Source organism: Citrobacter sp. wls717 (assembly GCF_005280955.1).
Taxonomy (GTDB): domain Bacteria; phylum Pseudomonadota; class Gammaproteobacteria; order Enterobacterales; family Enterobacteriaceae; genus Citrobacter; species Citrobacter werkmanii.
Map to the genome: position 1 here is coordinate 357969 of NZ_SZWW01000016.1, position 23637 is coordinate 381605.

22 protein-coding genes are annotated in these 23637 nt (G+C 51.0%); 9 read left to right on the forward strand and 13 right to left on the reverse strand.

Going from position 1 to position 23637, the window contains the following annotated elements; genetic code table 11:
• Positions 1–21 precede the first annotated feature (21 nt).
• Positions 22–1425, forward strand: coding sequence for a class II fumarate hydratase (gene fumC, locus FDX09_RS11770; protein ID WP_137347244.1), 1404 nt, complete (start codon positions 22–24; stop codon positions 1423–1425).
• Here the strand turns inward: fumC and tus are convergent.
• Complete coding sequence (gene tus, locus FDX09_RS11775; RefSeq protein WP_087856362.1) at positions 1422–2351, reverse strand: DNA replication terminus site-binding protein; 930 nt, start codon at positions 2349–2351, stop codon at positions 1422–1424. The genes fumC and tus overlap by 4 nt on opposite strands.
• Positions 2352–2425: 74 nt before the next feature.
• Positions 2426–3727 carry a two-component system sensor histidine kinase RstB gene (rstB, locus tag FDX09_RS11780; protein ID WP_137347245.1) on the reverse strand — a complete coding sequence of 434 codons (1302 nt, stop codon included), beginning with the start codon at positions 3725–3727 and terminating at the stop codon, positions 2426–2428.
• Between the two features lie 65 nt (positions 3728–3792).
• Here rstB and FDX09_RS11785 point away from each other — a divergent pair, with 65 nt between their 5' ends.
• On the forward strand, positions 3793–4137 hold the full coding sequence (locus FDX09_RS11785) for a DUF1294 domain-containing protein (protein WP_087856364.1): 345 nt from the start codon (positions 3793–3795) through the stop codon (positions 4135–4137).
• Positions 4138–4162: 25 nt separating this feature from the next.
• Here FDX09_RS11785 and FDX09_RS11790 read toward each other — a convergent pair whose 3' ends face one another.
• The gene (locus FDX09_RS11790; RefSeq protein ID WP_137347246.1) at positions 4163–4954 is read right to left on the reverse strand and encodes an MBL fold metallo-hydrolase; all 792 of its coding nucleotides are present in this window, start codon (positions 4952–4954) and stop codon (positions 4163–4165) included.
• A 344-nt stretch (positions 4955–5298) separates the two neighbouring features.
• Here FDX09_RS11790 and FDX09_RS11795 point away from each other — a divergent pair, with 344 nt between their 5' ends.
• Positions 5299–6327, forward strand: a complete 1029-nt coding sequence (locus tag FDX09_RS11795; protein ID WP_087856366.1) for a HoxN/HupN/NixA family nickel/cobalt transporter — start codon at positions 5299–5301, stop codon at positions 6325–6327.
• A 54-nt stretch (positions 6328–6381) separates the two neighbouring features.
• On the opposite strand, the gene FDX09_RS11800 is transcribed toward FDX09_RS11795, so the two are convergent.
• The gene (locus FDX09_RS11800; protein WP_137347247.1) at positions 6382–7722 is read right to left on the reverse strand and encodes an L-cystine transporter; all 1341 of its coding nucleotides are present in this window, start codon (positions 7720–7722) and stop codon (positions 6382–6384) included.
• A 243-nt stretch (positions 7723–7965) separates the two neighbouring features.
• On the reverse strand, positions 7966–8700 hold the full coding sequence (rstA, locus tag FDX09_RS11805) for a two-component system response regulator RstA (protein ID WP_170973237.1): 735 nt from the start codon (positions 8698–8700) through the stop codon (positions 7966–7968).
• A gap of 126 nt (positions 8701–8826) precedes the next feature.
• Between rstA and FDX09_RS11810 the strand changes: the two genes are divergently transcribed.
• Positions 8827–9162 carry a GlpM family protein gene (locus FDX09_RS11810; RefSeq protein ID WP_032939759.1) on the forward strand — a complete coding sequence of 112 codons (336 nt, stop codon included), beginning with the start codon at positions 8827–8829 and terminating at the stop codon, positions 9160–9162.
• Here FDX09_RS11810 and folM read toward each other — a convergent pair.
• The 3 genes from folM to ydgH all read right to left on the reverse strand — a co-directional run bounded on the left by folM (position 9159) and on the right by ydgH (position 12491).
• Positions 9159–9881 (reverse strand): dihydromonapterin reductase, encoded by a 723-nt coding sequence (gene folM, locus FDX09_RS11815; RefSeq protein WP_121529026.1) that lies wholly within the window; start codon positions 9879–9881, stop codon positions 9159–9161. The genes FDX09_RS11810 and folM overlap by 4 nt on opposite strands.
• A gap of 36 nt (positions 9882–9917) precedes the next feature.
• Positions 9918–11300, reverse strand: coding sequence for an amino acid permease (locus tag FDX09_RS11820; protein WP_069324180.1), 1383 nt, complete (start codon positions 11298–11300; stop codon positions 9918–9920).
• 246 nt (positions 11301–11546) lie between these two features.
• Positions 11547–12491, reverse strand: coding sequence for a DUF1471 family protein YdgH (gene ydgH, locus FDX09_RS11825; RefSeq protein WP_069324179.1), 945 nt, complete (start codon positions 12489–12491; stop codon positions 11547–11549).
• 525 nt (positions 12492–13016) lie between these two features.
• Here ydgH and pntA point away from each other — a divergent pair.
• Entirely contained in the window at positions 13017–14546 is a 1530-nt protein-coding gene (gene pntA, locus FDX09_RS11830; protein WP_085049552.1) for a Re/Si-specific NAD(P)(+) transhydrogenase subunit alpha, read from the forward strand.
• A 10-nt stretch (positions 14547–14556) separates the two neighbouring features.
• Positions 14557–15945, forward strand: a complete 1389-nt coding sequence (gene pntB / locus FDX09_RS11835) for a Re/Si-specific NAD(P)(+) transhydrogenase subunit beta (protein WP_038640472.1) — start codon at positions 14557–14559, stop codon at positions 15943–15945.
• A 42-nt stretch (positions 15946–15987) separates the two neighbouring features.
• Here the strand turns inward: pntB and FDX09_RS11840 are convergent, their stop codons facing one another.
• Positions 15988–16839 carry an aldo/keto reductase gene (locus tag FDX09_RS11840; RefSeq protein ID WP_087856370.1) on the reverse strand — a complete coding sequence of 284 codons (852 nt, stop codon included), beginning with the start codon at positions 16837–16839 and terminating at the stop codon, positions 15988–15990.
• 261 nt (positions 16840–17100) lie between these two features.
• On the opposite strand from FDX09_RS11840, the gene FDX09_RS11845 reads away from it, so the two are divergent.
• Positions 17101–18297: a multidrug effflux MFS transporter gene (locus FDX09_RS11845; RefSeq protein WP_069324177.1), complete on the forward strand. Its 1197-nt coding sequence runs from the start codon at positions 17101–17103 to the stop codon at positions 18295–18297.
• A gap of 31 nt (positions 18298–18328) precedes the next feature.
• Here FDX09_RS11845 and FDX09_RS11850 read toward each other — a convergent pair whose 3' ends face one another.
• The gene (locus FDX09_RS11850; RefSeq protein ID WP_110498092.1) at positions 18329–19363 is read right to left on the reverse strand and encodes an AI-2E family transporter; all 1035 of its coding nucleotides are present in this window, start codon (positions 19361–19363) and stop codon (positions 18329–18331) included.
• 416 nt (positions 19364–19779) lie between these two features.
• Between FDX09_RS11850 and mdtJ the strand changes: the two genes are divergently transcribed.
• Positions 19780–20145, forward strand: coding sequence for a multidrug/spermidine efflux SMR transporter subunit MdtJ (mdtJ, locus tag FDX09_RS11860; protein WP_160956389.1), 366 nt, complete (start codon positions 19780–19782; stop codon positions 20143–20145).
• Entirely contained in the window at positions 20132–20461 is a 330-nt protein-coding gene (gene mdtI / locus FDX09_RS11865) for a multidrug/spermidine efflux SMR transporter subunit MdtI (RefSeq protein ID WP_038640477.1), read from the forward strand. The genes mdtJ and mdtI overlap by 14 nt, the downstream gene beginning before the upstream one ends.
• 34 nt (positions 20462–20495) lie before the next feature.
• Here the strand turns inward: mdtI and FDX09_RS11870 are convergent, their stop codons facing one another.
• The 3 genes from FDX09_RS11870 to FDX09_RS11880 all read right to left on the reverse strand — a co-directional run bounded on the left by FDX09_RS11870 (position 20496) and on the right by FDX09_RS11880 (position 23605).
• On the reverse strand, positions 20496–21317 hold the full coding sequence (locus FDX09_RS11870) for a serine protease (protein ID WP_038640479.1): 822 nt from the start codon (positions 21315–21317) through the stop codon (positions 20496–20498).
• A 270-nt stretch (positions 21318–21587) separates the two neighbouring features.
• Positions 21588–21980 (reverse strand): acid resistance repetitive basic protein Asr, encoded by a 393-nt coding sequence (asr, locus tag FDX09_RS11875; RefSeq protein ID WP_085049341.1) that lies wholly within the window; start codon positions 21978–21980, stop codon positions 21588–21590.
• 137 nt (positions 21981–22117) lie between these two features.
• Positions 22118–23605: a carboxypeptidase M32 gene (locus FDX09_RS11880; RefSeq protein ID WP_087856373.1), complete on the reverse strand. Its 1488-nt coding sequence runs from the start codon at positions 23603–23605 to the stop codon at positions 22118–22120.
• Positions 23606–23637: the final 32 nt, after the last annotated feature.

Below are 23637 nucleotides of genomic sequence, written 5' to 3' on the forward strand. Positions count from 1 at the left end.
TCTTAATGTAAGGAGCAGGTAATGGTAACGGTACGCCGCGAGAATGATTCAATGGGCGCAATTGATGTTCCTGCCGATAAGCTTTGGGGGGCGCAAACCCAACGTTCGCTGGAGCATTTTCGTATCTCTACGGAGAAAATGCCGGTCTTGCTGATCCATGCGCTGGCGCTGACGAAACGGGCGGCTGCCAAGGTTAATTTAGATCTCGGGCTGCTGGCGGAAGATAAAGCCACCGCGATTATGCAGGCCGCAGATGAAGTATTGGCGGACAAACATCGGGATGAGTTTCCGTTGGCCATTTGGCAGACGGGGTCCGGCACGCAAAGCAATATGAATATGAATGAGGTGCTGGCAAACCGTGCCAGCGAATTGCTGGGCGGCGTGCGGGGAATGGAGCGAAAAGTTCACCCCAACGATGATGTTAATAAAAGCCAAAGCTCGAATGATGTCTTTCCGACAGCGATGCATGTTGCCGCGCTGCTGACGCTGCGCAAATCACTGATCCCGCAATTAACGGAGTTGACCAAAACGCTCAGTGATAAATCCCACGCGTTTGCCGATATCGTCAAAATTGGCCGGACGCATCTGCAAGATGCTACCCCGCTTACGCTTGGGCAGGAAATTTCCGGCTGGGTGGCGATGCTCGAACATAACCTCAGACACATTGAAAACAGTTTACCCCATGTGGCGGAACTGGCGTTGGGGGGAACGGCGGTGGGAACTGGACTGAACACCCATCCTGAATATGCTCGTCGGGTCGCGGATGAGTTGAAGGTCATTACCTGCGCGCCGTTTGTTACTGCACCGAATAAATTTGAAGCACTGGCGACCTGCGATGCGTTGGTTCACGCCCACGGAGCGCTCAAGGGGCTGGCGGTATCACTGATGAAAATCGCCAACGATGTGCGTTGGCTGGCATCCGGTCCGCGCTGTGGTATTGGTGAAATTTCAATTCCTGAAAACGAACCGGGTAGCTCCATTATGCCGGGTAAAGTCAATCCGACTCAGTGTGAGGCGCTGACCATGCTTTGTTGCCAGGTGATGGGCAATGATGTTGCCATCAACATGGGCGGGGCGTCAGGTAACTTTGAGCTTAACGTTTATCGACCGATGGTCATCCACAACTTCCTGCAATCAGTGCGTTTGCTGGCGGACGGGATGGAAAGCTTTAACGAGCATTGCGCGACGGGTATTGAACCCAATCGTGAGCGAATCGACCAGTTACTCAACGAGTCGCTGATGCTGGTTACCGCACTCAATACCCATATCGGTTACGACAAAGCCGCTGAGATAGCCAAAAAAGCGCACAAGGAAGGGCTGACGTTAAAAGCATCTGCCCTTGCGCTGGGATATTTAACCGAAGCGGAGTTCGACAGTTGGGTACGACCGGAACTGATGGTTGGCAGCATGCGACCGGGCAGTTAATCAGCAACGTACAGGTGCAGTCGGGGAATAATCAATCTCAACGGCTGCGCCTGAGGTTTAAAACGATGCTGAACGTTGTCGGCATCGTAATTCAGTAACTCGCCGATATCGGGTACGGTCATTCCGTTGTTGTTGTTGATTAGCGCAATCAGCGGCGTCGGGCAGGCGTATTGCACCTGTTTTTGCTCTCCTTTGTACCAGACGCGGGCGATGGGCTGCACTTTCACCGGTCTTTTAATCTTCAGTTTTGCCTGCTGTGGCAGGGCTGCGATGTCCTGATATTCCCGCTCCAGCTTCGCCTGCCACTCTTCACGCGTCCAAGGGTGTACGCTGCGCGGCGACGTCAGACTCTTTTCCAGTTGCTGCAGGACTTCATCGCGCTTCAGGTTTTTAATGATGTGTTTGTTAGCCCAGCCAAAGCGCAGGGTGGCGGGTTCTTTCACCAGCGTGAGGGTACGATAGGCATTCAACGTAATCAGTCCTGGCAGGTGGCGATGCACCCATTCGAAACGTGCCGCCGACGCCAGTCCCGATTCCACAGTGACAATGCGCTCAAACGTCGTTTTCAACTGGTTAATACGCTGAATTTGTTCTTCCAGAGCGCGCTGCGCCGCGTTATCCACCTGATAGCACAACACGCCAGGAAGACGGACGGCCGCTTTGCTGCTGCGGTTCTCGGATTGCTGCTGAATAAACAGATGGCGATAGTGACGCAGTGCCAGCGATTCAGCCTCTTTGCCTAAATGTTGTTTTACATCGATGCTCTGCAAAGGGGCATGTTCTGCCTCCTTGACGACTTCTGGTAACGAGAACACGCGCGCAATCAGCAGCGTCTGCTGCAACAAATTTTCGCTCAGAAGCGCCAGTTCCTGTTCCATCTGGCGGAAGGTGCTGTTCAGACGGTCAACGAGATCGTAACGGGCCATGTGTTTTACCATTTTAGTTACAACATACTTTTTTATAGCACAACATTTGCCGCCTGACCACCGAGCGGCATGGGTCAGGCAGTGGGAAATTCAGGAATGTTATGCCAGACAGGCCAACTGAAAGAAAAACGAGCCCCGCCCAGTTCACTTTCATCGCAGACGACCGTACCGCCCATAGCCAATGCGATCGAATGGACGATGGCTAACCCAAGTCCGCAACCACCGGTCGCCCGGTCACGACTGGGATCGAGGCGTACAAATGGCTCAAAAACTTGTTCACGCGCCGCAGGTGCGATACCCGGACCGTCGTCTTCCACGATCAGTGTCGCCTGGTTGCCGTCCAACTGCAGACTGGCTTGTACCGTCGACTGGCAATAGCGCAGGGCGTTATTCAGCAGATTATCCAGCACACGCTCCATCAGGCGCATATCCAATGCACCGTAGTCGCCACTCTGAAGATGGCGTAGCCGCACCTCATGGTCAGGATTGACGCTTTGCACATCCTCAAGATGGGTTGTCAGCCAAAGGGGCAGGTCGGGTACGCTAAGCTTCAATTCATTTTGTGGGCGATCCAACCGGGCGTAGGTCAGTAACTCTTCGATCAACGCTTCCAACTGGCCGATATCACGATTCAGTGCCTGAGATTCTTGCTCGGTGAGGTTCTCACTCATCTCCAGTCGGTAACGTAAGCGTACCAGTGGAGTCCGAAGCTCATGGGCAATACCATCAATAAGCTGTTTTTTACTGGCGATCAGCGCATTGATATTGTCCGCCATCTGGTTAAACGCCACACCAAGACGCTCAAAACTGGAACCGTTATCAAAATGGAGGCGTTCGCCCAGATGTCCCTCACCAAAACGTTGTGCTGCGGCTTCCAGTCGGAGCATTTCCTGCCAGTGGGGGCGCATCCAGATAAACACCGGGAAGGCCAGCGAAATGGCAATGAACGCCATCAGCGCGATGTCCAGCAAGCGCATTTGATGCAGAAAATAGAGATAGGGTACCGGGCCGACGGCCAGCACGTAATGGCTGCGCGGGATTCGTTGAATAAAAGTGTACTGATCGTCAAGCGCGACAATATCGCCTTCGCGCAGGCGCTGCATGGTTGGGGCATCCAGCGTGTATTTATTCAGCGGTTCAACGCGCAGATCAAAAGAGAGGTTCAAATCCATCTCCTTTAGCGTCTTACCCCAGTCACGTGGTGGGATCTCGCGCAGTTCACTGCGCATCAGGTACAACGAGCTTTTCATTAAATCGTCGAGCGACTGTCTGCCCGCGCGTTCTGCGGTGAATTTGTATACAAGGCCGACCAGTAAGGTCATCACCAGAAAGCAGACAAACAGCAGGAGATAAAACTGTACAAACAGCTTCTTCATATAAAATCACCGAATACGCAATATAATGCGTACTGATACTCTCAAAATTGTTGTGATATAAAAATATGAATTTCAATCGTTGTTGTTATTTGCTACTCATTTTCGCAGCAACAGGCTGTATTTTCACCGCACATCCTGTGGTTATGTGGCTAATAGTTGCCAATATACTGACGATGGCGCTATACGGCGTCGACAAAATGGCCGCTCGTAAGACCTGGCGCAGGGTGCCTGAGTCTACTTTGCTGATGTTTGGTGTTGTTGGCGGGTGGGGGGGCGCGATAGCGGGTCAACAAATTTTCCGCCATAAAACACAAAAGCAGCCATTCAAAACCTATTTTATTATTAGCGTGATAGTCAGTCTCTCGCTGATGGGGGCGGTTTATCAGTTCTATCCATTTTCATCTTCCTGAGTGAGGGAGAGAGTAAACGGCCCGATTATCTAAGGCAGGAGATATACTTTTCGCCTGAACGGCGTACGATTTCATCGGCATTGTCCTTAATATCTTTTCCCTCAAATGCGCCGTAGAGTTGTTTAAATCTTACCGTACTCAGGCGGTGAGTGATGTCGCTGACCGTTGCGGCTGGCAGCGGCAGCATATTGGGATAACTCCACATAAAGGAGACGGCATGCGTCCCTGGTGTGACCTGAACGATGTCGCCGGAAAGTACCAGGCCTTCATTTCGTGCCCAGTGCAAAACACAGCCGCCGGAAAAGTGTCCCCCCAGTCGTATCACACTGACATCCTGGGCGAGTTCAAGGGTGTCGCCTTGCCAAAATCTAATCCACGGGCTGTTGCGCATCACCCACTCGCTATCACTGGCATGGAGGTAAATCGGGGCATTAAATTCTGCAGCCCAGTCCTGCATCGTTGTGTAGTAGTGAGGGTGCGATATCGCAATAGCCTTAAGCCCGCCCAGAGATGCTATTAGCATTTTCGTGGCATCATCGAGCGTAGCAATACAGTCCCACAGAATATTGCCCTCGGGAGTACGTAGAATAAATGCCCGCTGGTTAATCGCAAAATCCGGAACGGTGCGGATGCTGAGAAGATCGCCGTTGTGTTGTTGCCACTTATTTGTATGTGAAGCACAAAGGGCGGAAAAATCGATCCATTTCTGCCCTGTCGCGGGGACATACTGGCGTTCATCATTACAGATAGCGCAATGTTGTGGATGAGAATCCGTTTTCTCATAGGATGTCCCGCAGGCTTTGCATAAAACAATCATCGCGTTTTCCTCATTTAACAACCACAATCAGCATGGCACACGGAGACATAAGAATGTGCCCATTAGTGCTCTGGGCCATAATCTTCTGCGGAATGCTTCAATGCCTGATTCTTGATTTCGGAGTTAAAGCCGGTTTTTGTAAGAGGGGGACAACGCGACTATATACCCCTGTGCGTAGCGGAGTGAGCGATGGCGGAACTCGCATCAGTGGTAATCAACTTTGATCTATGACACTGGGTTGGTAATTCTTAAGAGTTATCATTAGCCTGGTAAACGTTTTATTAATCAATCAGTGAACGGCGGTGTAGTGTGTTGTTTAGCGCAAATTTGACAGGCTGGAAACAATGAACGCATTGTTTTCAATTTTAAAAAAACGCCCAAACATTATTTCGTTGATGATTTTACTCATCGGGGCAAACATTGTGGCGTGGCTGTGGGCTTTCACCGCGTTTAGCAACAACACGTCGTTACTGGCGCTGAGTCTAATCGCGTGGTGCTATGGTTTGCGCCATGCCGTGGATGCCGACCATATTGCTGCTATAGATAGCGCGACGCGCAAACTGATGCAGCAGAAAAAACGCGCCCTGACGACGGGAGCCTGGTTTTCCCTTGGTCACTCCACCATTGTTGTGCTGGCAAGCATTGGCATTGCGCTGACCACCAGCGTCTTTAAGCAGCATATGACATGGTTTCAGAATGTCGGCGGTCTTATCGGTACCACGGTCTCTGCCGCATTTCTGCTGATTCTGGCCACTATCAATCTCATTATCTTCTGCCATGTCTGGAAGGCTTTTCGCCATCTTAAACGCACCGGTACTTACGCTGGCAACACGGAAAATATTACGGTTTCAGGTCCTTTGAACTGGATTTTTCGCTCAGCTTTCCGCCTGGTAGGTAAAGACTGGCATATGTATTTTGTCGGTTTTCTGTTTGGTCTGGGTTTTGATACCGCCACTGAAATTTCTCTGCTGGGTATTTCCGCTTCAAGCGCGTCCAGTGGCATGTCGGTCTGGTCAATATTAGTTTTCCCGGCGCTGTTTACCTGCGGGATGGCGCTGATTGATTGCCTTGACAGCATCCTGATGGTTGAGGCCTATGGATGGGCGTTTAATAAGCCGCAGCGCAAGCTTTATTACAATATGACCATCACCGGAACCTCGGTGATTGTTGCGCTATTTATCGGTGGACTGGAGGCGTTGGGACTTCTCTCTGACGCATTTTCACTCCAGGGAGGATTATGGGATACCGTCAGCAATTTGAGTGACCATATGGGCAATGTCGGCTTTGTGATTATTGGCGTTTTTATCTGCTGCTGGATTATTTCTGCCGTGAATTACCGTTGGAAAAAATACGACGGACTGACATTCAGTTGACACAAAAGAAAGCCTTCCGTTTACAGGAAGGCTTAGTTCTTACTGGAAGGCTGATTAATTCGCGTTCACGCGTTGCGGTTCTTCTGCTCTTTTTTTCAGGAGCCTGTTAGCCAGTACGCCTGACATCATCGAACCATTCACGTTGAGTGCCGTTCTGGCCATATCAACGACAGGCTCGATAGCAATGAAAATCCCCACCAGCGCGACAGGGAAGTTCAGCGTTGAAAGGACGATCAGCGCAGCAAATGTTCCGCCGCCACCAACGCCCGCCACTCCGATGGAACCCAGCGCAATCGCAGGTAGCATGGCGAGCAAAAAATCCACCGATAGCGGATCAATGCCAATAGTTGGCGCAATCATCGCCACCATAATAGCCGGATAGATCCCGGCGCAGCCGTTTTGACCCATGCTGGAGCCGAATGAGGCCGCAATATTGGCAATGGTGTTTTGCACGCCAAACTTTTCCTGCGCGGTAATAGCCAGTGGAATAGATGCCGCACTGCTGCGTGACACAAAGGCAAAGGTTAATACTGGCCAGACGGTTTTAAAATAGTGAACCGGATTATTGCCACTCAGCACCAGTATTAGCGCGTGGACGATAAACATCATCAGAATGGCAAGGTAACAGGCTGCAATAAAGCCTAACAGACTGGCAAATTGTTCAAGTCGATACGCGGAAAATACGCCTGCCATTAATGCCATCACGCCATAAGGGGTGAGGGCAATAACGATACGTACCATCTTCATCACCCAAATCTGGATGGCGTTAATGCCGGCACTTAATTTTTCACCTTCTTGCGGGGCGTCTTGTTTGACCTTTAATAATGCCACGCCGGCAAGTAGCGTGAAGATAACAATGCCTATGACGGAAACACTTCTGGCCCCGGTTAGATCGAGGAAAATGTTCGTGGGGATCAGGGAGGTCATCAGTTTTGGTAGTGAAATGGCGGCAGTTTTACTCACATCATCCGCCGTCAGCGTGGACTGCATATGAACAAATGCGCTGGCGTCCAGACCTAATACATGCGCAGTCAGTAGCCCAATAAACCCGGCAATCATTACCAGGCAGAGCATGCATCCGACGATGGTTAACGACATTTTCCCAATGCCTGCACTATTTTCGAGCTTATTAATGGCTGAGAGAATAGAGATGAAAATCAGCGGAACCGCAACCAGCTTTAGTAAATTCACATAGCCATTGCCGATAACGTTATACCAACCGATAACTGTTTTACTGTCGTCGGCAGCAATGAGATGCAGGGATAAGCCGATAACGGCACCTAGAAAAATAGCGATGAAGACACTTTTTGAAAGAGAGTGACTTTTTTGGTTGATTCTGAAAATTGCCCATGAACAAACCAAAAAGAACGCGATATACGCGAGCGTAACGAACATATTGTAGCCTCTTGCCTCATTCAGCACCTGAAATGCCGGAAAGAGTTTTGTTATTGCGAAATAAACCTGAACCATAAGGTTCAGGACCGCAACGGATTATAGGGAGGGGGGAAGTCAGCAGCCACACAAAAAATGTGGAAACTAGCCGGATGGCGGTTGTATGCCTGTTCTGTAAACAATTTTTCGTGACGGTGTAACGTATTGTGATAAATCCAGCCGATCTGCGAGACCGGCCTGATGGCATTATTTCTGTGGCTCGTCGTCCCAGGCGTGCGGTGCAAACAGGTAACCTTTGTTGCGTACCGTTTTGATTCGATAGGGCTCAGTGGCGTTATCAAGCAGTTTTTTACGTAATCGGGAAATCGCCACATCGACGCTGCGATCCATACCGTCATAGCTTACACCGCGCAGGTTCTTCAGCAGCGCATCGCGGTCCATAATCTGCCCGGCATGAGTCGCCAGCTCCCACAATAATTCAAAATCGGCGGTGGAAAGAGAGACTTGCTCGCCGCCGAGTAACACGGAGCGGTTGGTTGGGTCGATAGCGAGTGTACCAAAGCGTAGCGTTGTGTGCGGCGTGATGGTCGCTGCCTGAATACCTTTAGACTGGGCTGAATGTTCGCTCTGACGCAAATGCAGGCGTAGTCGCGCAAGCAGTACGGCCGGAGGGGTTGTTTTAAGGATGTAGTCGCAGGCCCCCATTTCCAGCGCCAGGATATGGTTCATGTCGCTGTCCAGAGAGGTCAGCAGAACAATCGGACCCTGCCAGCGTCCACGTAAATCGCGGCAGATTGTCATCCCGTCTTTGCCCGGCAGCATGATATCTAACAACACCAGATCGGGTTGAACTTGCAGGATTCTCTCCTCGGCCAAATCACCACGAGGTTCAAGAATAACCTCAATGTCATGCCGGGCCAGATAGGCGGCAATCAGCGAGCCAACTTCAGGATCATCTTCAACAAATACAATGGTGTTCATATCATTCATTTTGAATATAAAACGCCAACATACACCGCCCTCGTTTTTCCTTCCATTAATCTTTTCTAAACAAGATTGCTTCCGTTATGCTAGGGACTGATGTTATTGATGTGTTAAGGCAGGGTAATGGGACTCGTTATCAAAGCGGCGCTGGGTGCGCTGGTGGTGGTGTTGATTGGTTTGCTCGCTAAAACAAAGAATTACTATATTGCTGGATTAATCCCGCTGTTCCCGACATTCGCGTTGATTGCCCATTATATCGTGGCCAGTGAGCGTGGAATCGAGGCGTTGCGTACCACCATTGTATTCAGCATGTGGTCGATTATTCCCTATTTTGTCTACCTCGTTTCGCTGTGGTATTTCACCGGCTTTATGCGCTTACCCGTCGCGCTCGGCGGGTCAGTAGTGTGCTGGAGCCTGAGCGCGTGGTTGCTGATTTTTTGTTGGATTAAACTGCATTAACGCAGATGACGCCCGCCATCAAGGGCAAAACTACGTCCTGTGACAAAGCAACTGGTCAATAGATAGTCAATTAAATCAATGACTTCTTTTTCACCGGGCGCCGTTTTCATCAGTGATTTATTCAGAGCCTGCTGGCGATATTCAGCATCGTCACTCTCGTTGAACAGGATCAGCGAGGGGGCAATCGCATTCACTTTGACTTCCGGCGCCAGTTTGCGGGCGAACGAGCGAGTCATATTGTCCAGCGCCGCTTTACTGGCAGCATAAGCGATGTGCTTGTCGCTGCCACGCTCCACAACATAATCCGTAAAATGGATAATATCGCTGGCTGCATGTCCATGACCGCGTAACAACTCTTCCAGGGCGTGGTTGAGTAAGTAGGGCGTATTGACATGAATCTGCATCATGGCCGACAGCACTTCGGTTAGCGGCGTGCCCGGCTTTTCTGCAACCCAGGCACTGGCATTATGCACAATGGCGCGCAAACCGTTCGTCTGCCTTTTAACCTCATCGGCAAAGGCTAACACGCCTTTATCGGTAGAAAAGTCAGCCTGGATACATAACGCGCCAGCTTCGCACAAGCCATCAATGGCCGGGTAATGCGTCCGATAGCTGACAATAACTGGCTGTCTTTGATTGAGAAAATGCCATGCGACGGCGAGGCCGATGCGACGACCTCCTCCAGTGATAAGTATCGGCAAAGGGGGCTTTTTACCCATCGTAATCTCCAGGTTTCGCGAACGATGGGGATAGCGTTACCCCACCAACATCCAGGTCGCCGGAACTGCAGCAATAAGCAGCAGGCCGATCAGCGCCATCTCCTGACGTTTTAATACATTTTCATGCGCGTGTGTTTTACGGGCATAAAGGAAAACCAGTAGTCCCGGCGCATATAGCACCACAGACAGCAGCAGGTGCATCGGACCTGACGCATACAATAACCATATGCCATAAATGCTCGCACCGACACCGACGGCTTTATGCAACGGACGGGTAGCGATTTTCAGCAAAAATGCGCCGACCAGCAAATAGGGCACCAGAATCATCTCTGAGGCAATAGTCAGTAGCGTATTGTAGTCGGAACCTGTGAGCCAGATCAGCACCAGACAGATTTGGACGCAGATGTTGGTCAGCCACAGCGACGCGGATGGCGCACCCTGCGCATTCTGACGCGCGAAAATCCGTGGAAACGCTTTGTGGGTAGCGGCGAGGAATGGCACTTCCGCTGCCATAATCGTCCAGCTCAAATAGGCACCGCAAACGGAGACAATCAGACCCGCGGCAATAATAATTTCGCCCCATGGTCCCATCATTTTTACCATCAGACCGGCCATTGATGGGTTGCGGATTTCTGCCAGTTCTGGACGTGCGACAACACCCAGCGACAGCAGGGTGACCAACAGATAAACGCCCAGCGCGGCAAGCACCGCCAGCAGCGTGGCGCGTCCGACATCGCGTTTGTTTCGTGCGCGGGCGGAAACCACCACTGCGCCTTCCACACCGATGAATACCCAAAGGGTAATGAGCATAGTGTTTTTGACCTGCTCCCAGACGGGGACGCCCAACGCGACACCGGTAAAATCCAGACTGAAGGTATCGAGCTTAAACAGCATGAACGCCAACACGATAAAAAGGCCAAGCGGCAGCAATTTGGCCAGGGTCGCGACCAGGTTTATGCTGGCTGCGGTTTGCACCCCACGCAGTATCAGAAAATGGACGATCCACAGCAGCATTGATGCGCCAACAATAGCCTGCCAGGTATTACCATCGCCAAAAAGGCGTAATTCCGGCGTATCGGTAAAGAAGCTGAGCGCAGAGAAGACGATAACCAGATACGAAACGTTAGCGATAACGGCGCATAGCCAGTATCCCCATGCAGAGCAGAAGCCAATCAGTTCCCCGAAACCTTCGCGCGCGTAGGTAAAAATGCCACCGTCCAGTTCAGGTCGGATACGCGTCAGGATCAGCATGGCAAAGGCGAGTAGCAGAATACCCGCACCGGTAATCGCCCAACCAATCAGTAATGCAGCCGGGCTGGCAACCGCCGCCATATTTTGTGGCAGGCTGAAAACACCAGCGCCGAGCATTGAGCTTAGAACCAGCGCGGTCAGTGCGCTCAGACCCAATTTCTTTTCCATTTGTATCCAGTTACTAAAACGAGAGTGAGAGAATAATTATTTTGGCAAACCGCATAAAAATGGTGAAAGCCACTAAGGCGCGGGATTTTACGGAGAGAAGAGAACGCATGCAATGGGGATAGAGAGATTTGTGACTAATAGTGTGAAAAGTTGTCTTAATATTCGTGTTTTTTGTTCGGGCTGAGGGCTTAACAAGGGAAAATTATCAGGCCTACAAGCGCTGCAGACCTGATAAAGCATAGGATATTACTTATACAGATCAGCGCTGATGGTCATGTTGTTACCACGTTCTGACCACTGGCGAGTAATGTGATAATACTTCGCGCCTTTCTTCGCTGCGCGCTTGGCAACCTGATAAGAGACTTCGGTCATATTACCGTAGTTACCGGTGAACTTGATGCTGTCGAACGGAACCATCATGGCAGCAGTCGCTTTATTCAGCTCTTCAACTTTCGTGCCATCCGGCAGCGTGACGGTGTAACGTCCACCTTTGGTGGATTGCGTTTCGAAGAAGCGGCCAACTTCAGCACTCGGAGATGCGGTAGTCGCAACGCCCGGGATCTCAACTTTCTTCGCGGCTTCACCACCTGCAGCTAATGCGGCGCGACCGGCATCAGAATCAGCCGGGATTGCATCAGGGCTTTGTACTACGCGTTTTTTCGCATCCGCTTTATAGATGAATGCGGTAATACGCTGGTTACCACCCTGGTTGGCATCGACCTGGCGAACGATATAGAAGGAGTAAGCCCCTTTCTCTTTCGCCGCTTTGGTGATGGCATCATTCACTTCAGGCTGGCTGCGGTAGAAGCCCTGTACCGTAACGGTATCGTAAGGTTCTATCAGAACGGCCTGATCTTTAGGTAACTCCATCACACCGTTAATAATACGGTTTTTGGATGCTTCCGCTTTTTCAGCGTCGGCTTTATAGATGTCGGCTACAACGCGCCAGTTACCGCCACTGCCAAAATCTGAGGTATCAACAACATAAAAAGAGGCTGCACCGTCTTTATCTGCACGACGTGATACGGCATCCACCGCGTCACCGATCGCATTAAAACGACCGGTAACCACAATGCGGTCATAGGGTTTCAGGGCAGCAGCTTGCTCCGGCGTCAATTCTGTCGCTGCATTTACAGAAAAAGCAGTCGCAGAAATAAGTGCGGACGCCAGGAGAGTGTTCTTAAGCTTCATAAAAATAATCCTTCGCCTTGCGCAAACCAGGTACTGGTATTGTTATTGACTAGAAACGTCGCTGATTATTGCATTTAAATTGTGTCAGTGTCTGCGTCATTTTTCACTCATCGTGCCACAGGGTGTAACAGTGTCGATAACATTTTGTGATATGTCCAAAAATTCGGCGTTTGGAGGCTAAAACTGATAAAACAGTTGAATTTCATAAGTTAATTTAATGTTAATCAATTGTTCTCTGGTGGCGCTTAATCATGTTTTGCCGCTTCGCTTGAGCGAATTATCAGCCATTGCGGGCTATTTAAAGGGCATTATCCCTGTCTGCGGGCGAATTCATCCCTGTTTTGCGAATTTCATAATAAATACTGTTTTTTGGCGCTAGATCACAGGCTCCATTTTCAGTAGGTTATACAGAGTTTGTTACTGTTTTATTTTATTGAGGTAACACTGACCTCTTTCGAGAGTGCGCGCATGCCTCTTGTAAACATTGATAAACCATCATCAAAAATACAGATGGAAGGGAACATTATGCGAATTGGCATACCAAAAGAACGGTTAACCAATGAAACCCGTGTCGCAGCTACGCCGAAAACGGTTGAGCAGCTGCTAAAGCTGGGTTTTAGCGTCGCGGTTGAAAGCGGCGCAGGTCAACTGGCGAGTTTTGACGATAAGGCGTTTGTGCAGGCAGGCGCAGAAATTGTTGACGGCAATGCTGTCTGGCAGTCAGAGATTATTCTGAAGGTCAATGCACCGGAAGAGGCGGAAATTCCCTTGCTTAATCCGGGCACGACGCTGGTGAGTTTTCTTTGGCCTGCGCAAAACCCGGAGCTGCTGCAAAAGCTTGCAGAGCGCAATGTGACAGTGATGGCAATGGACTCCGTCCCACGTATTTCGCGTGCGCAGTCGCTTGATGCCTTAAGCTCGATGGCAAATATCGCCGGCTATCGCGCCATTGTTGAAGCCGCCCATGAATTTGGCCGCTTCTTTACCGGACAGATCACCGCCGCGGGTAAGGTTCCGCCTGCCAAGGTCATGGTGATTGGTGCGGGTGTGGCAGGGCTTGCGGCGATCGGGGCGGCAAACAGCCTGGGCGCTATCGTCCGTGCTTTTGACACCCGTCCGGAAGTGAAAGAACAAGTTCAGAGTATGGGCGCTGAATTCCTCGAACTGGACTTTAAAGAAGAGGCGGGCAGCGGCGACGGTTACGCTAAGGTGATGTCCGAAGCCTTCATCAAAGCCGAGATGGCGCTTTTCGCCGCTCAGGCAAAAGATGTCGACATTATCGTTACAACGGCATTGATCCCGGGTAAGCCTGCGCCGAAACTGATCACCCGTGAAATGGTTGATTCGATGAAAGCGGGGAGTGTAATTGTCGATCTCGCCGCGCAAAACGGCGGTAACTGTGAATATACCGTGCCTAACCAGGTGACCACCACCGAGAACGGTGTGAAGGTTATCGGTTATACCGATTTGCCTGGTCGTCTGCCGACGCAGTCTTCCCAACTGTACGGTACCAACCTCGTCAACCTGCTCAAACTGTTGTGCAAAGAGAAAGACGGCAACATTACCGTTGATTTTGACGACGTGGTGGTGCGTGGCGTGACGGTGGTTCGTGAGGGTGAAATCACCTGGCCTGCGCCGCCGATCCAGGTTTCAGCTCAGCCGCAGGCTGCGCCAAAAGCGGCTCCCGCGCCGAAAGAAGAGAAAAAACCGGTTTCACCATGGCGTAAATATGCGCTGATGGCGCTGGTAGTCATTTTGTTTGGCTGGCTTGCCGACGTCGCCCCGAAAGAGTTCCTCGGTCACTTTACGGTGTTCGCGCTTTCCTGCGTGGTGGGTTACTACGTGGTCTGGAATGTGTCGCACGCGTTGCATACTCCGCTGATGTCTGTGACCAACGCCATCTCCGGGATTATCGTTGTCGGCGCGTTGTTACAAATTGGCCAGGGTGGCTGGGTGAGTTTCCTGAGCTTTATCGCGGTGCTTATTGCCAGCATTAATATTTTCGGTGGCTTCACCGTGACTCAGCGCATGCTGAAAATGTTCCGGAAAAACTAAGGGGTAACATATGTCTGGAGGATTAGTTACAGCTGCATACATTGTTGCCGCGATCCTGTTTATTTTCAGCCTGGCGGGACTTTCGAAACACGAAACCTCCCAGCAGGGTAACAACTACGGTATCGCCGGGATGGCGATTGCGCTGATTGCGACGATTTTTGGCCCGGATACCGGCAATGTTGCCTGGATCCTGGTAGCGATGATCATCGGCGGCGCGATTGGTATCCGCCTGGCGAAAAAAGTCGAGATGACCGAGATGCCGGAGCTGGTGGCGATTCTGCACAGCTTCGTTGGTCTGGCGGCGGTACTGGTGGGCTTTAACAGCTACCTGTATCACGACACGGGCCTGGAACCGATTCTGGTGAACATTCACCTGACAGAAGTGTTCCTCGGTATCTTTATCGGTGCGGTGACCTTTACCGGTTCCGTGGTGGCCTTTGGCAAACTGCGCGGCAAGATCTCCTCTAAACCGCTGATGCTGCCAAACCGTCACAAAATGAACCTCGCGGCGCTGGTCGTTTCCTTCCTGCTGTTGGTGGTGTTTGTTCGTACTGAAAGCGTTGGCCTGCAGGTTCTGGCGCTGCTGGTGATGACCATTATTGCGCTGGCTTTTGGCTGGCATCTGGTGGCGTCCATCGGTGGTGCAGACATGCCGGTAGTCGTTTCAATGCTCAACTCCTACTCCGGATGGGCGGCGGCGGCGGCGGGCTTTATGCTGAGCAACGATCTGCTGATCGTTACCGGTGCGCTGGTAGGTTCGAGCGGTGCGATCCTGTCTTACATTATGTGTAAAGCAATGAACCGTTCGTTCATCAGCGTAATTGCGGGCGGCTTCGGTTCTGATGGCTCATCTACGGGTTCTGATGAAGAGGTGGGTGAACACCGGGAGATTAATGCAGAAGACACAGCAGAAATGCTGAAGAACTCGCATTCTGTGATCATCACTCCGGGCTACGGTATGGCTGTGGCTCAGGCGCAATATCCGGTGGCGGAAATCACTGAGAAGTTGCGTGCCCGCGGCATCAAAGTGCGTTTCGGGATCCACCCGGTAGCAGGGCGTTTGCCGGGTCATATGAACGTGCTGCTGGCGGAAGCCAAAGTGCCATATGACATCGTGCTGGAAATGGATGAAATCAATGATGATTTCGCCGACACCGATACCGTACTGGTTATTGGCGCCAACGATACGGTAAACCCGGCGGCGCAGGATGACCCACGCAGCCCGATCGCCGGTATGCCAGTGCTGGAAGTGTGGAAAGCGCAGAACGTTATCGTGTTTAAACGTTCAATGAACACCGGCTATGCTGGCGTACAAAACCCGCTGTTCTTTAAAGAAAACACCCATATGCTGTTTGGCGATGCCAAGGCCAGCGTGGATGCGATTCTGAAAGCGCTGTAATCGTTAGCTAAAAGTAAGACGGCCTCTGCGGAGGCCGTTTTTTTAAACGTCCAGCTTCCGCTGGGTGATCCATTCCACTCTAGCCGGATCTCGATGCGAGAAAAACGCGCTGCTTCCGCTATCCATGGCGGCAATTTGCGTCATTTCTTCCGGGGTCAAGCTAAAATCCAACACCTGAATATTTTCGGTCATACGCGTTTTACGCACGGTTTTCGCCAGTGAAATAATTCCGCGCTGATAAATCCAGCGCAGCACGATCTGACCGATGCTTTTGCCATATTTTTCCCCAATAGCCGCTAAAACCGGGTTCTGAAACAGGTCATTACGCCCCTCGGCGAACGGTGCCCAGGCTTGTGGTTGAATGTTTCTGCTCTGCATCCAGGCAACCGCATGTGGCTGTTGATGGAATGGGTTTACCTCAATCTGGTTTACGGCAGGAATCACGCGATTGAAGGCCATTAAATCAGCCAGTCGATCCGGATAAAAATTACTCACGCCAATCGCACGGATTTTTCCTTCCTCATATAACTCCTCCATAGCGCGCCAGGCACCATGTACATCTCCATAGGGCTGATGGATTAAATAAAGATCAATATAATCAAGCTGAAGGCGTTGCAGGGACCGCGTAAATTGCGCCTTTGCGCCGGAATAGCTTGCATCTTGTAACCACAGCTTGGTGGTCACGAAAAGCTCATTACGTGGCACACTGCTTTGCCTGAGTGCGTTCCCTACTTGAGTTTCATTCAGATATGAGGCAGCGGTATCAATCAGGCGATAACCTGAATCAATGGCATCCCGTACGGCTTGCTCGCATTCGGCGGCATCGGTCATTTGATAAACGCCAAAACCAAGCAGGGGCATCTCAACACCGTTATTGAGTACTTTTGTATTCATGGGATTCTCCTGAGCATTCATCTTTGTATTGACCGCAGATTAGCAATTTTCTGTGGGTACTATTAGTCTGTGAATCCCGCATGGACCTATGAGTTAAATTCATTTCTGGATAGCAAATACTGGAGTGGGATCGCAGTATCTGCTGCTAACGTTGCCATTATTCATGATTATGGTTCATAAACTTATGCCATTTTAGCCCTCTAATCACCGCAATACGTCGCATATATACTGCGGTCTGTTTCTTCAACATGACAGAGCGCTATGCGTAAAAATGAACTGGCATCGCCGGTGGCTACAGCAAGCCACACCGGCCTTACTTTTATTCTGATCCTCAGTGGCCTGATGGCCTTTACCTCACTTTCTACCGATATTTATCTTCCGGCAATGCCGACAATGGCCACGGATTTACATGGCAATGTAGAACTTACGATCACCGGATTTTTGGTAGGTTTTACTATCGCACAGCTGATTTGGGGACCGATTAGCGATCATCTGGGCAGGCGTAAACCGCTGTTTATTGGCATGGTGCTTTTTATCATCGGGTCTGCAGGATGTGCGATGTCTACAAGCATCACGCAGATTGTTTTCTGGCGGGTATTTCAGGCCCTTGGCGCCTGTACTGGGCCTATGCTGGCCCGGGCAATGATCCGCGATCTCTTTGCGCGTACCCGTGCGGCGCAAATGCTCTCGACGCTGGTGCTGATAATGGCGATTGCGCCGATAGCTGGGCCATTGATTGGCGGGCAAATTATTCGCCTGAGCACCTGGCACGCAGTTTTTTGGCTGCTGGTGCTGATTGGCGCGTTAATGTGTGTCTCTTTATGTTGGCTACCAGAAACACTGCCTGAAGCAAAACGGGTAAAAGCTTCTCTGACGGGCGCATTTCGTAATTACCGTTCCCTGTTATCTAATGGGCGTTTTATGCGCTACACCCTGAGCCTGACGTTTTATTACGTCGGCGCGTATGCGTTTATTACCGGATCGCCATTTGTTTATATTAGCTATTACCATGTTGATCCTCAGCATTATGGCTGGCTGTTTGCGCTAAATATTGTCGGCGTCATGGCGATGAGTGTGGTAAACCGTAGGCTGGTGCAACGGCATCCCCTGGAGCAACTGCTGAAATATGCGACGATGCTGGCGGCGCTGGCTGCGGTTGCGCTTGCCCTGTTGGTTAAGCTGGAGTCCGGGGGAATCGTGGCCATTATCACTACCATATTCCTGTTGTTCTCGATGAACGGCATTATTGCGGCTACCTCAACGGCCGCAGCGCTGGATGCGGTACCGAACATCGCTGGTTCAGCCTCCGCGCTGATTGGCGCATTACAGTACGGTAGCGGGATTATCTCATCATTACTGCTGGCCGCTTTCAGTGACGGCACGCCATGGACCATGGCGTGGATAATTGCGTTATTTACGCTGTTGAGTGCCTCCCTGGCGCTACGGGCTAAACGATAAACGAAATGCCCCGCGCAGTCGGGGCGACAGTTTACGCTTTGTTGAGATCGCTAAGCAGAACGGCAATGCTTTGCCCGCCGTTGGTTTGCTCAAGCGCAATTTTGACGATGATGGTCAGCGGGACAGAAAGCAGCATCCCCACAGGTCCCAGCAACCAGCCCCAGAAGATCAATGACAGAAACACCACCAGCGTGGACAGCCCAAGACCACGTCCCATAATCCGCGGTTCGAGGATATTCCCAAACACCAGGTTAATGACCAGATAACCCGCCAGCACCACCAGGGCGTCGTAAAGACCGCTAAATGCCAGCACCTGAGCAATAGGGGGGATGGCTGCCAGCACGGAACCGATATTAGGAATATAGTTGAGGGCGAAGGCCAGCAATCCCCAGACAAAGGCAAAGCGCACGTCGAGGGCGGCGAGCATGCCCCAGGCGACCAGTCCGGTCACAATGCTGATTGCCGTTTTTAGTACCAGATAGTGCGATACGCTGTCGATGGCGCGTTGAATCGCTGCCATTCCCTCAATAGGCCGGCTCATCATTTGTTTCAGTTTGTTGGGCAGTTGCGGGACTTCCAGCAGCATAAAAACCACCGTCAGCAGCAGTAAAAATATCGATGACATGGCGTTAGACAGCTGCGCCAGTAAATTAGTGACCAGCGTCATTGCCGCGTTCGGGTCGATGTATTTGACGAGCTCATCCACCGAAACGCCTATCCCTGCGCGCTGTAGCCAAGGCTCGAGATTTTTCAGCGGGATAACCAGTGAAGAACGGTATTGCGGTAGCGTCCGCGCAAGCTCATTTAAGGATGTACCTAAGTAGGCTAATAACAGCACCATTAGCATTACAATAATTACGATCAGCAATGACACTGCGAATACGCGCGGTATGCGAAGTTTCACCATGCGTTGCACCACAGGGTTCAGCACAACGGCAATAAATAATGCCAGAATAAAGGGCACGATGATATCTGCGGCAAAGCGGATGCCGCTCAGTATGATAACCAGCATGCCCAGCATAATGACTATTTTTAGCCCGTTAAGCGTGATGATCGGTTTCGCCATGTGTATTCCTGTGTTTTTACTTTTTGAATCTGAATAATAATGTGATTTGCGTCGAGCCGTTATAACAAAAATCAAACGGGGCTGGTAAAGAAGTGAAAAGGCTTTGAGTTCGTAATGAACCTATGATACAAATCATCTGTGTTTAACTACCGAGGACAATTATCATCCGCGATGATGAGAAGCAACACTGCGGATAATTGTAATATTATGGACAATATGTTCAGGATGTTTTTGCTTTTACCTACACTTCTTCGTACCTCTTCCACTTTCCTGCTTGCGGGTGAGCAACACTGGCGCAACGCGCTTTAGTCCCTTCTTCTGCCTGAGCTGGCGCTGTGCGCTGAGCTAACTGATTTTATTTTTTGGTTTACTGCATGCAGTAGGCCCAAAGGACTATATTCTCAAGCAGGAGAAGCATCATGTTTTACTGGATATTATTAGGTCTGGCCATCGCGGCTGAAATTACCGGTACGCTGTCAATGAAATGGGCGAGCGTGGGCCATGGTAATTCAGGCTTTATTTTAATGCTGGTAATGATCGCCTTATCGTATATTTTTCTCAGTTTTGCCGTTAAAAAAATTGCCCTCGGCGTAGCTTATGCCTTATGGGAAGGTATCGGTATTTTATTTATTACGCTGTTCAGCGTGCTGTTATTTGACGAAACCTTGTCCACGATGAAGGTGGCTGGTCTGGTCTCGCTGGTGGTAGGTATTGTGCTGATTAAATCCGGTACACGAAAGCCTGCCAAAGCGGGCAGAGAGGTGACCCATGCAGCAGTTTGAATGGGTTCATGGCGCCTGGCTTGGCATGGCTATCGTTCTGGAAATCGTGGCTAACGTCTTTTTGAAGTTTTCTGATGGTTTTCGCCGTAAGGCTTATGGCGTGCTGTCGCTGGCTGCAGTTTTAGCGGCTTTTAGTGCGCTGTCGCAGGCGGTAAAAGGTATCGATCTCTCCGTCGCCTATGCCTTATGGGGCGGATTCGGGATTGCCGCGACGTTAGCCGCAGGCTGGGTGCTGTTTGGTCAGCGTCTGAACAATAAAGGTTGGATCGGCGTGGCATTGCTGTTGGCCGGAATGATCATGATAAAACTGGCCTGATAAAAGTGCTGCCCGTTAATACGGGCAGTATGCGTTATCCCTTGGCCAGCGCTTCCAGTTTGTCGCGAAATCCGGTCACGGAAATCGCGCGGTTATCTGCCCGCCAGCGATCTTTCGCCGCCGGAGCGGAGCTTTGTACGCCAATCAATTGCCAGCCGGAATCCGTCTTCAGCATCAATGGCGACCCACTGTCGCCCGGGAGCGTATCGCACTGATGTGACAAAACGGTATTTTGCGCCCAGCCGGTTACCACGCAATCCTGATGCGTGTACAAATCGTCAAGATGATCTTCCGGATAGCCTGACTGCGTGACTTTACGATCCGCGGTTTTCAGCGCCGCGGTTAACGCCGCTTTATCACCTTCAAATAATGGCAGCGGTGTGATACCGGAAGGTGGATAACGCAACACCACCAGACCAAAATCCCATGGGGCGGCGGAGGGGGGCACAATCCAGCCATCACCATCGGCTTTTAAACGTTTGCCGAGCGAAGGATCAACCCGGCCTTCAATTCCGTGGATCTCATAACGCCAGATACCCTTTTTCGACACGAAGCGTAACGCCACGGCTTTATCAGGTTTACCTTTTGGCGGCGTAAGTAAGCAGTGTCCGGCAGTCAGAGCCAGATGGGGTGAAATGAGCGTAGCGGTACACAGATTACCGCTGGCGGTTTCCAGTTGTCCGATAGCGTCCCATGGTGATTGCGTTGGGTCAGTCACCTTAATGCGATCGTCATGTCCAAAAAACAGCGTTTTTATATTTTCTGCTTCAGCGCTGGACGTTGCTGGCTGTTCCGCATGCGCAACGACAGGAGTTAAACAAATTGAACCCAGTAACACAGCAATGGTTTTATGCATATCACACTCTGGTGGGGAATTATGATTTTTAACAGCAAACCCTCAGTTAATACTATAGACGGGACGGCGGGAAAGTGGGAGTAAAATCAGATAACTACACTCAGGAAAGATAAAAATGCATGGCGATGAGGGCACAAATAATCAGGGCCGTAAGAATGAACTCAAAGCGGTAATGTGACACCATTTTACCCTCCGAAAGGCGGCGCTAAATCTGAATGATTTAGCGCCGTATGCTACGGCGTGGGGGACGCCATAGTAACTACAGGTGTGTTATGCGGCTGGCTGAGCGGCTGGTTTAGCGGAGTCGTGTTTCACAGGTTTTTTGGTGTGTTTTTTAGCGGCCTGAGCTTTTTGCTCTGGTGCTTTCTGTTCTGCGGCAGGCTTGGTAGCTGCTTTTTTGGTGTGTTTTTTAGCGGCCTGAGCTTTCTGTTCTGGCGCTTTCTGTTCTACCGCCGGTTTAGTGGTGGTTTTTTTGGCGTGTTTTTTGGCAGCCTGTGCTTTCTGCGGTGCAGCTTTGTGCTGTTTTTTATGATGGGTGGTTTTCGCCGGGGCCGCTTTTGTTGTTGCAGCAGTTGGCGCGGTGGTAGCAGTTGTTTCAGCAGCAAATGCAGCAGAAGACAGACCCATAGCAGCGGCAACAACCAGAGCTAATACTTTTTTCATTCTCATACCCTCGATTTGGTTTTTCATTCAACCCCACTGCGGGGCCGTTGAAATAACTATATCGCTGTAATCACTGGGCTTCCGTGAGTCATTGGTATCGGCGTGTAACGATATGTACAATGACTCACGGCATGAGATTACAAATAACGGGCTTCCAGGTGAGCGCGGAAATAGCGGCTGCTGAGCGGCTCTCCGGTGGCCTGGGTAATGAGTTGTTCAGTGGTAAAACGACTGCCATGCTGCCAGATATTTTGGCGTAGCCAGTCAAAGAGGGCGCTAAACTCTCCCTGCGCAATGGACTGGTTCAGATCGGGCAATGCGCGGTGAGCTGCGCTGAACAATTGCGCCGCATACATAGCGCCTAAAGTGTAAGACGGGAAGTAGCCAAAGCCGCCGTCGGTCCAGTGAATATCCTGCATACAGCCATTGCGATAATCCCCCACCGTTGACAGTCCAAGCCAGGCCTGCATCTTCTCATTCCACAAGGCCGGAATGTCATCCACTTCAATGTCACCGTTAATTAACGCTCGCTCGATTTCATAACGCAGGATCACGTGAGCAGGGTAGCTCACCTCGTCGGCGTCAACGCGGATAAAACCGGGTTTTACCTGCTGGTTCCAGGCAATGAAATTGCTCTCTTCAAACGCTGCCTGGTTGCCAAAATGACGCGTCACAGCCGGAATGAGTCGCGTCAGGAATGCTTTGCTGCGTCCCAATTGCATCTCAAAGAACAGACTTTGCGACTCATGAATGGCTGTTGAGCGTGCCAGAGCGATAGGTTGTCCTGACCAGTTACGCGGCAGATTTTGCTCATAGCGGGCGTGACCCGTTTCATGAATCACGCCAAACAACGCGCTGAGGAGTTCATTTTCGTCATAGCGGGTCGTAATGCGAACATCTTCCGGCACGCCGCCACAGAAGGGATGCGCGCTGATATCCAGTCGTCCAGCGGTAAAGTCGAATCCTAACTGCGCCATCGTTTCCAGCCCCAGCTCTCGCTGTACAGCGGTCGGGAAGGGGCCAATTGGGGCGATAAGCGTTTGTTGAGACTGTTTTGCCACTGCCTTGCTAAGGAGATCGGGCAGCCAGCTTTTCACATCTGCAAACAGGACATCCAGTTGGGCGCTGGTCATCTCTGGTTCAAAGATGTCCAGTAGCGCATCATAAGGTGAGCAACCTTTAGCGTCTGCGCGCAGTCGGGCTTCTTCGCGGCTGTATTTCACGACCTCTTTCAGGTTCTCGGAAAAACCCTCCCAGTCATTCGCGGGTCGCTGGCTGCGCCAGGCATGCTCACAGCGGCTGCCCGCCAGCGACTTTGCTTCTACCAGTGATTCAGGCAGCAGGGATGCCTGGTGATGCAGTCGCGACATTTCGCGCAAATTCGCTTGCTCAACATCGTTAAGGTCTTCCTGTTTTGCGGCGGCGATCCACTTGGCTACTTTCGCGTCGGTTAACAACTGATGCTCAAGTACGCTCAGTTCTGCCAACGCTTCGCCGCGGGCTTTGCTGCCGCCCGGCGGCATCATGGTAAACATGTCCCAACTGGCGATGGCCGAGAGGTGAGAGAAGCGAGAGAGCCGCTGGAACGTGCGGGTGAGTTGATGGTAATTATCATTGTTACTCATTTTTTGTTCTCGTTCTGTTTAGGTGTGGTTAA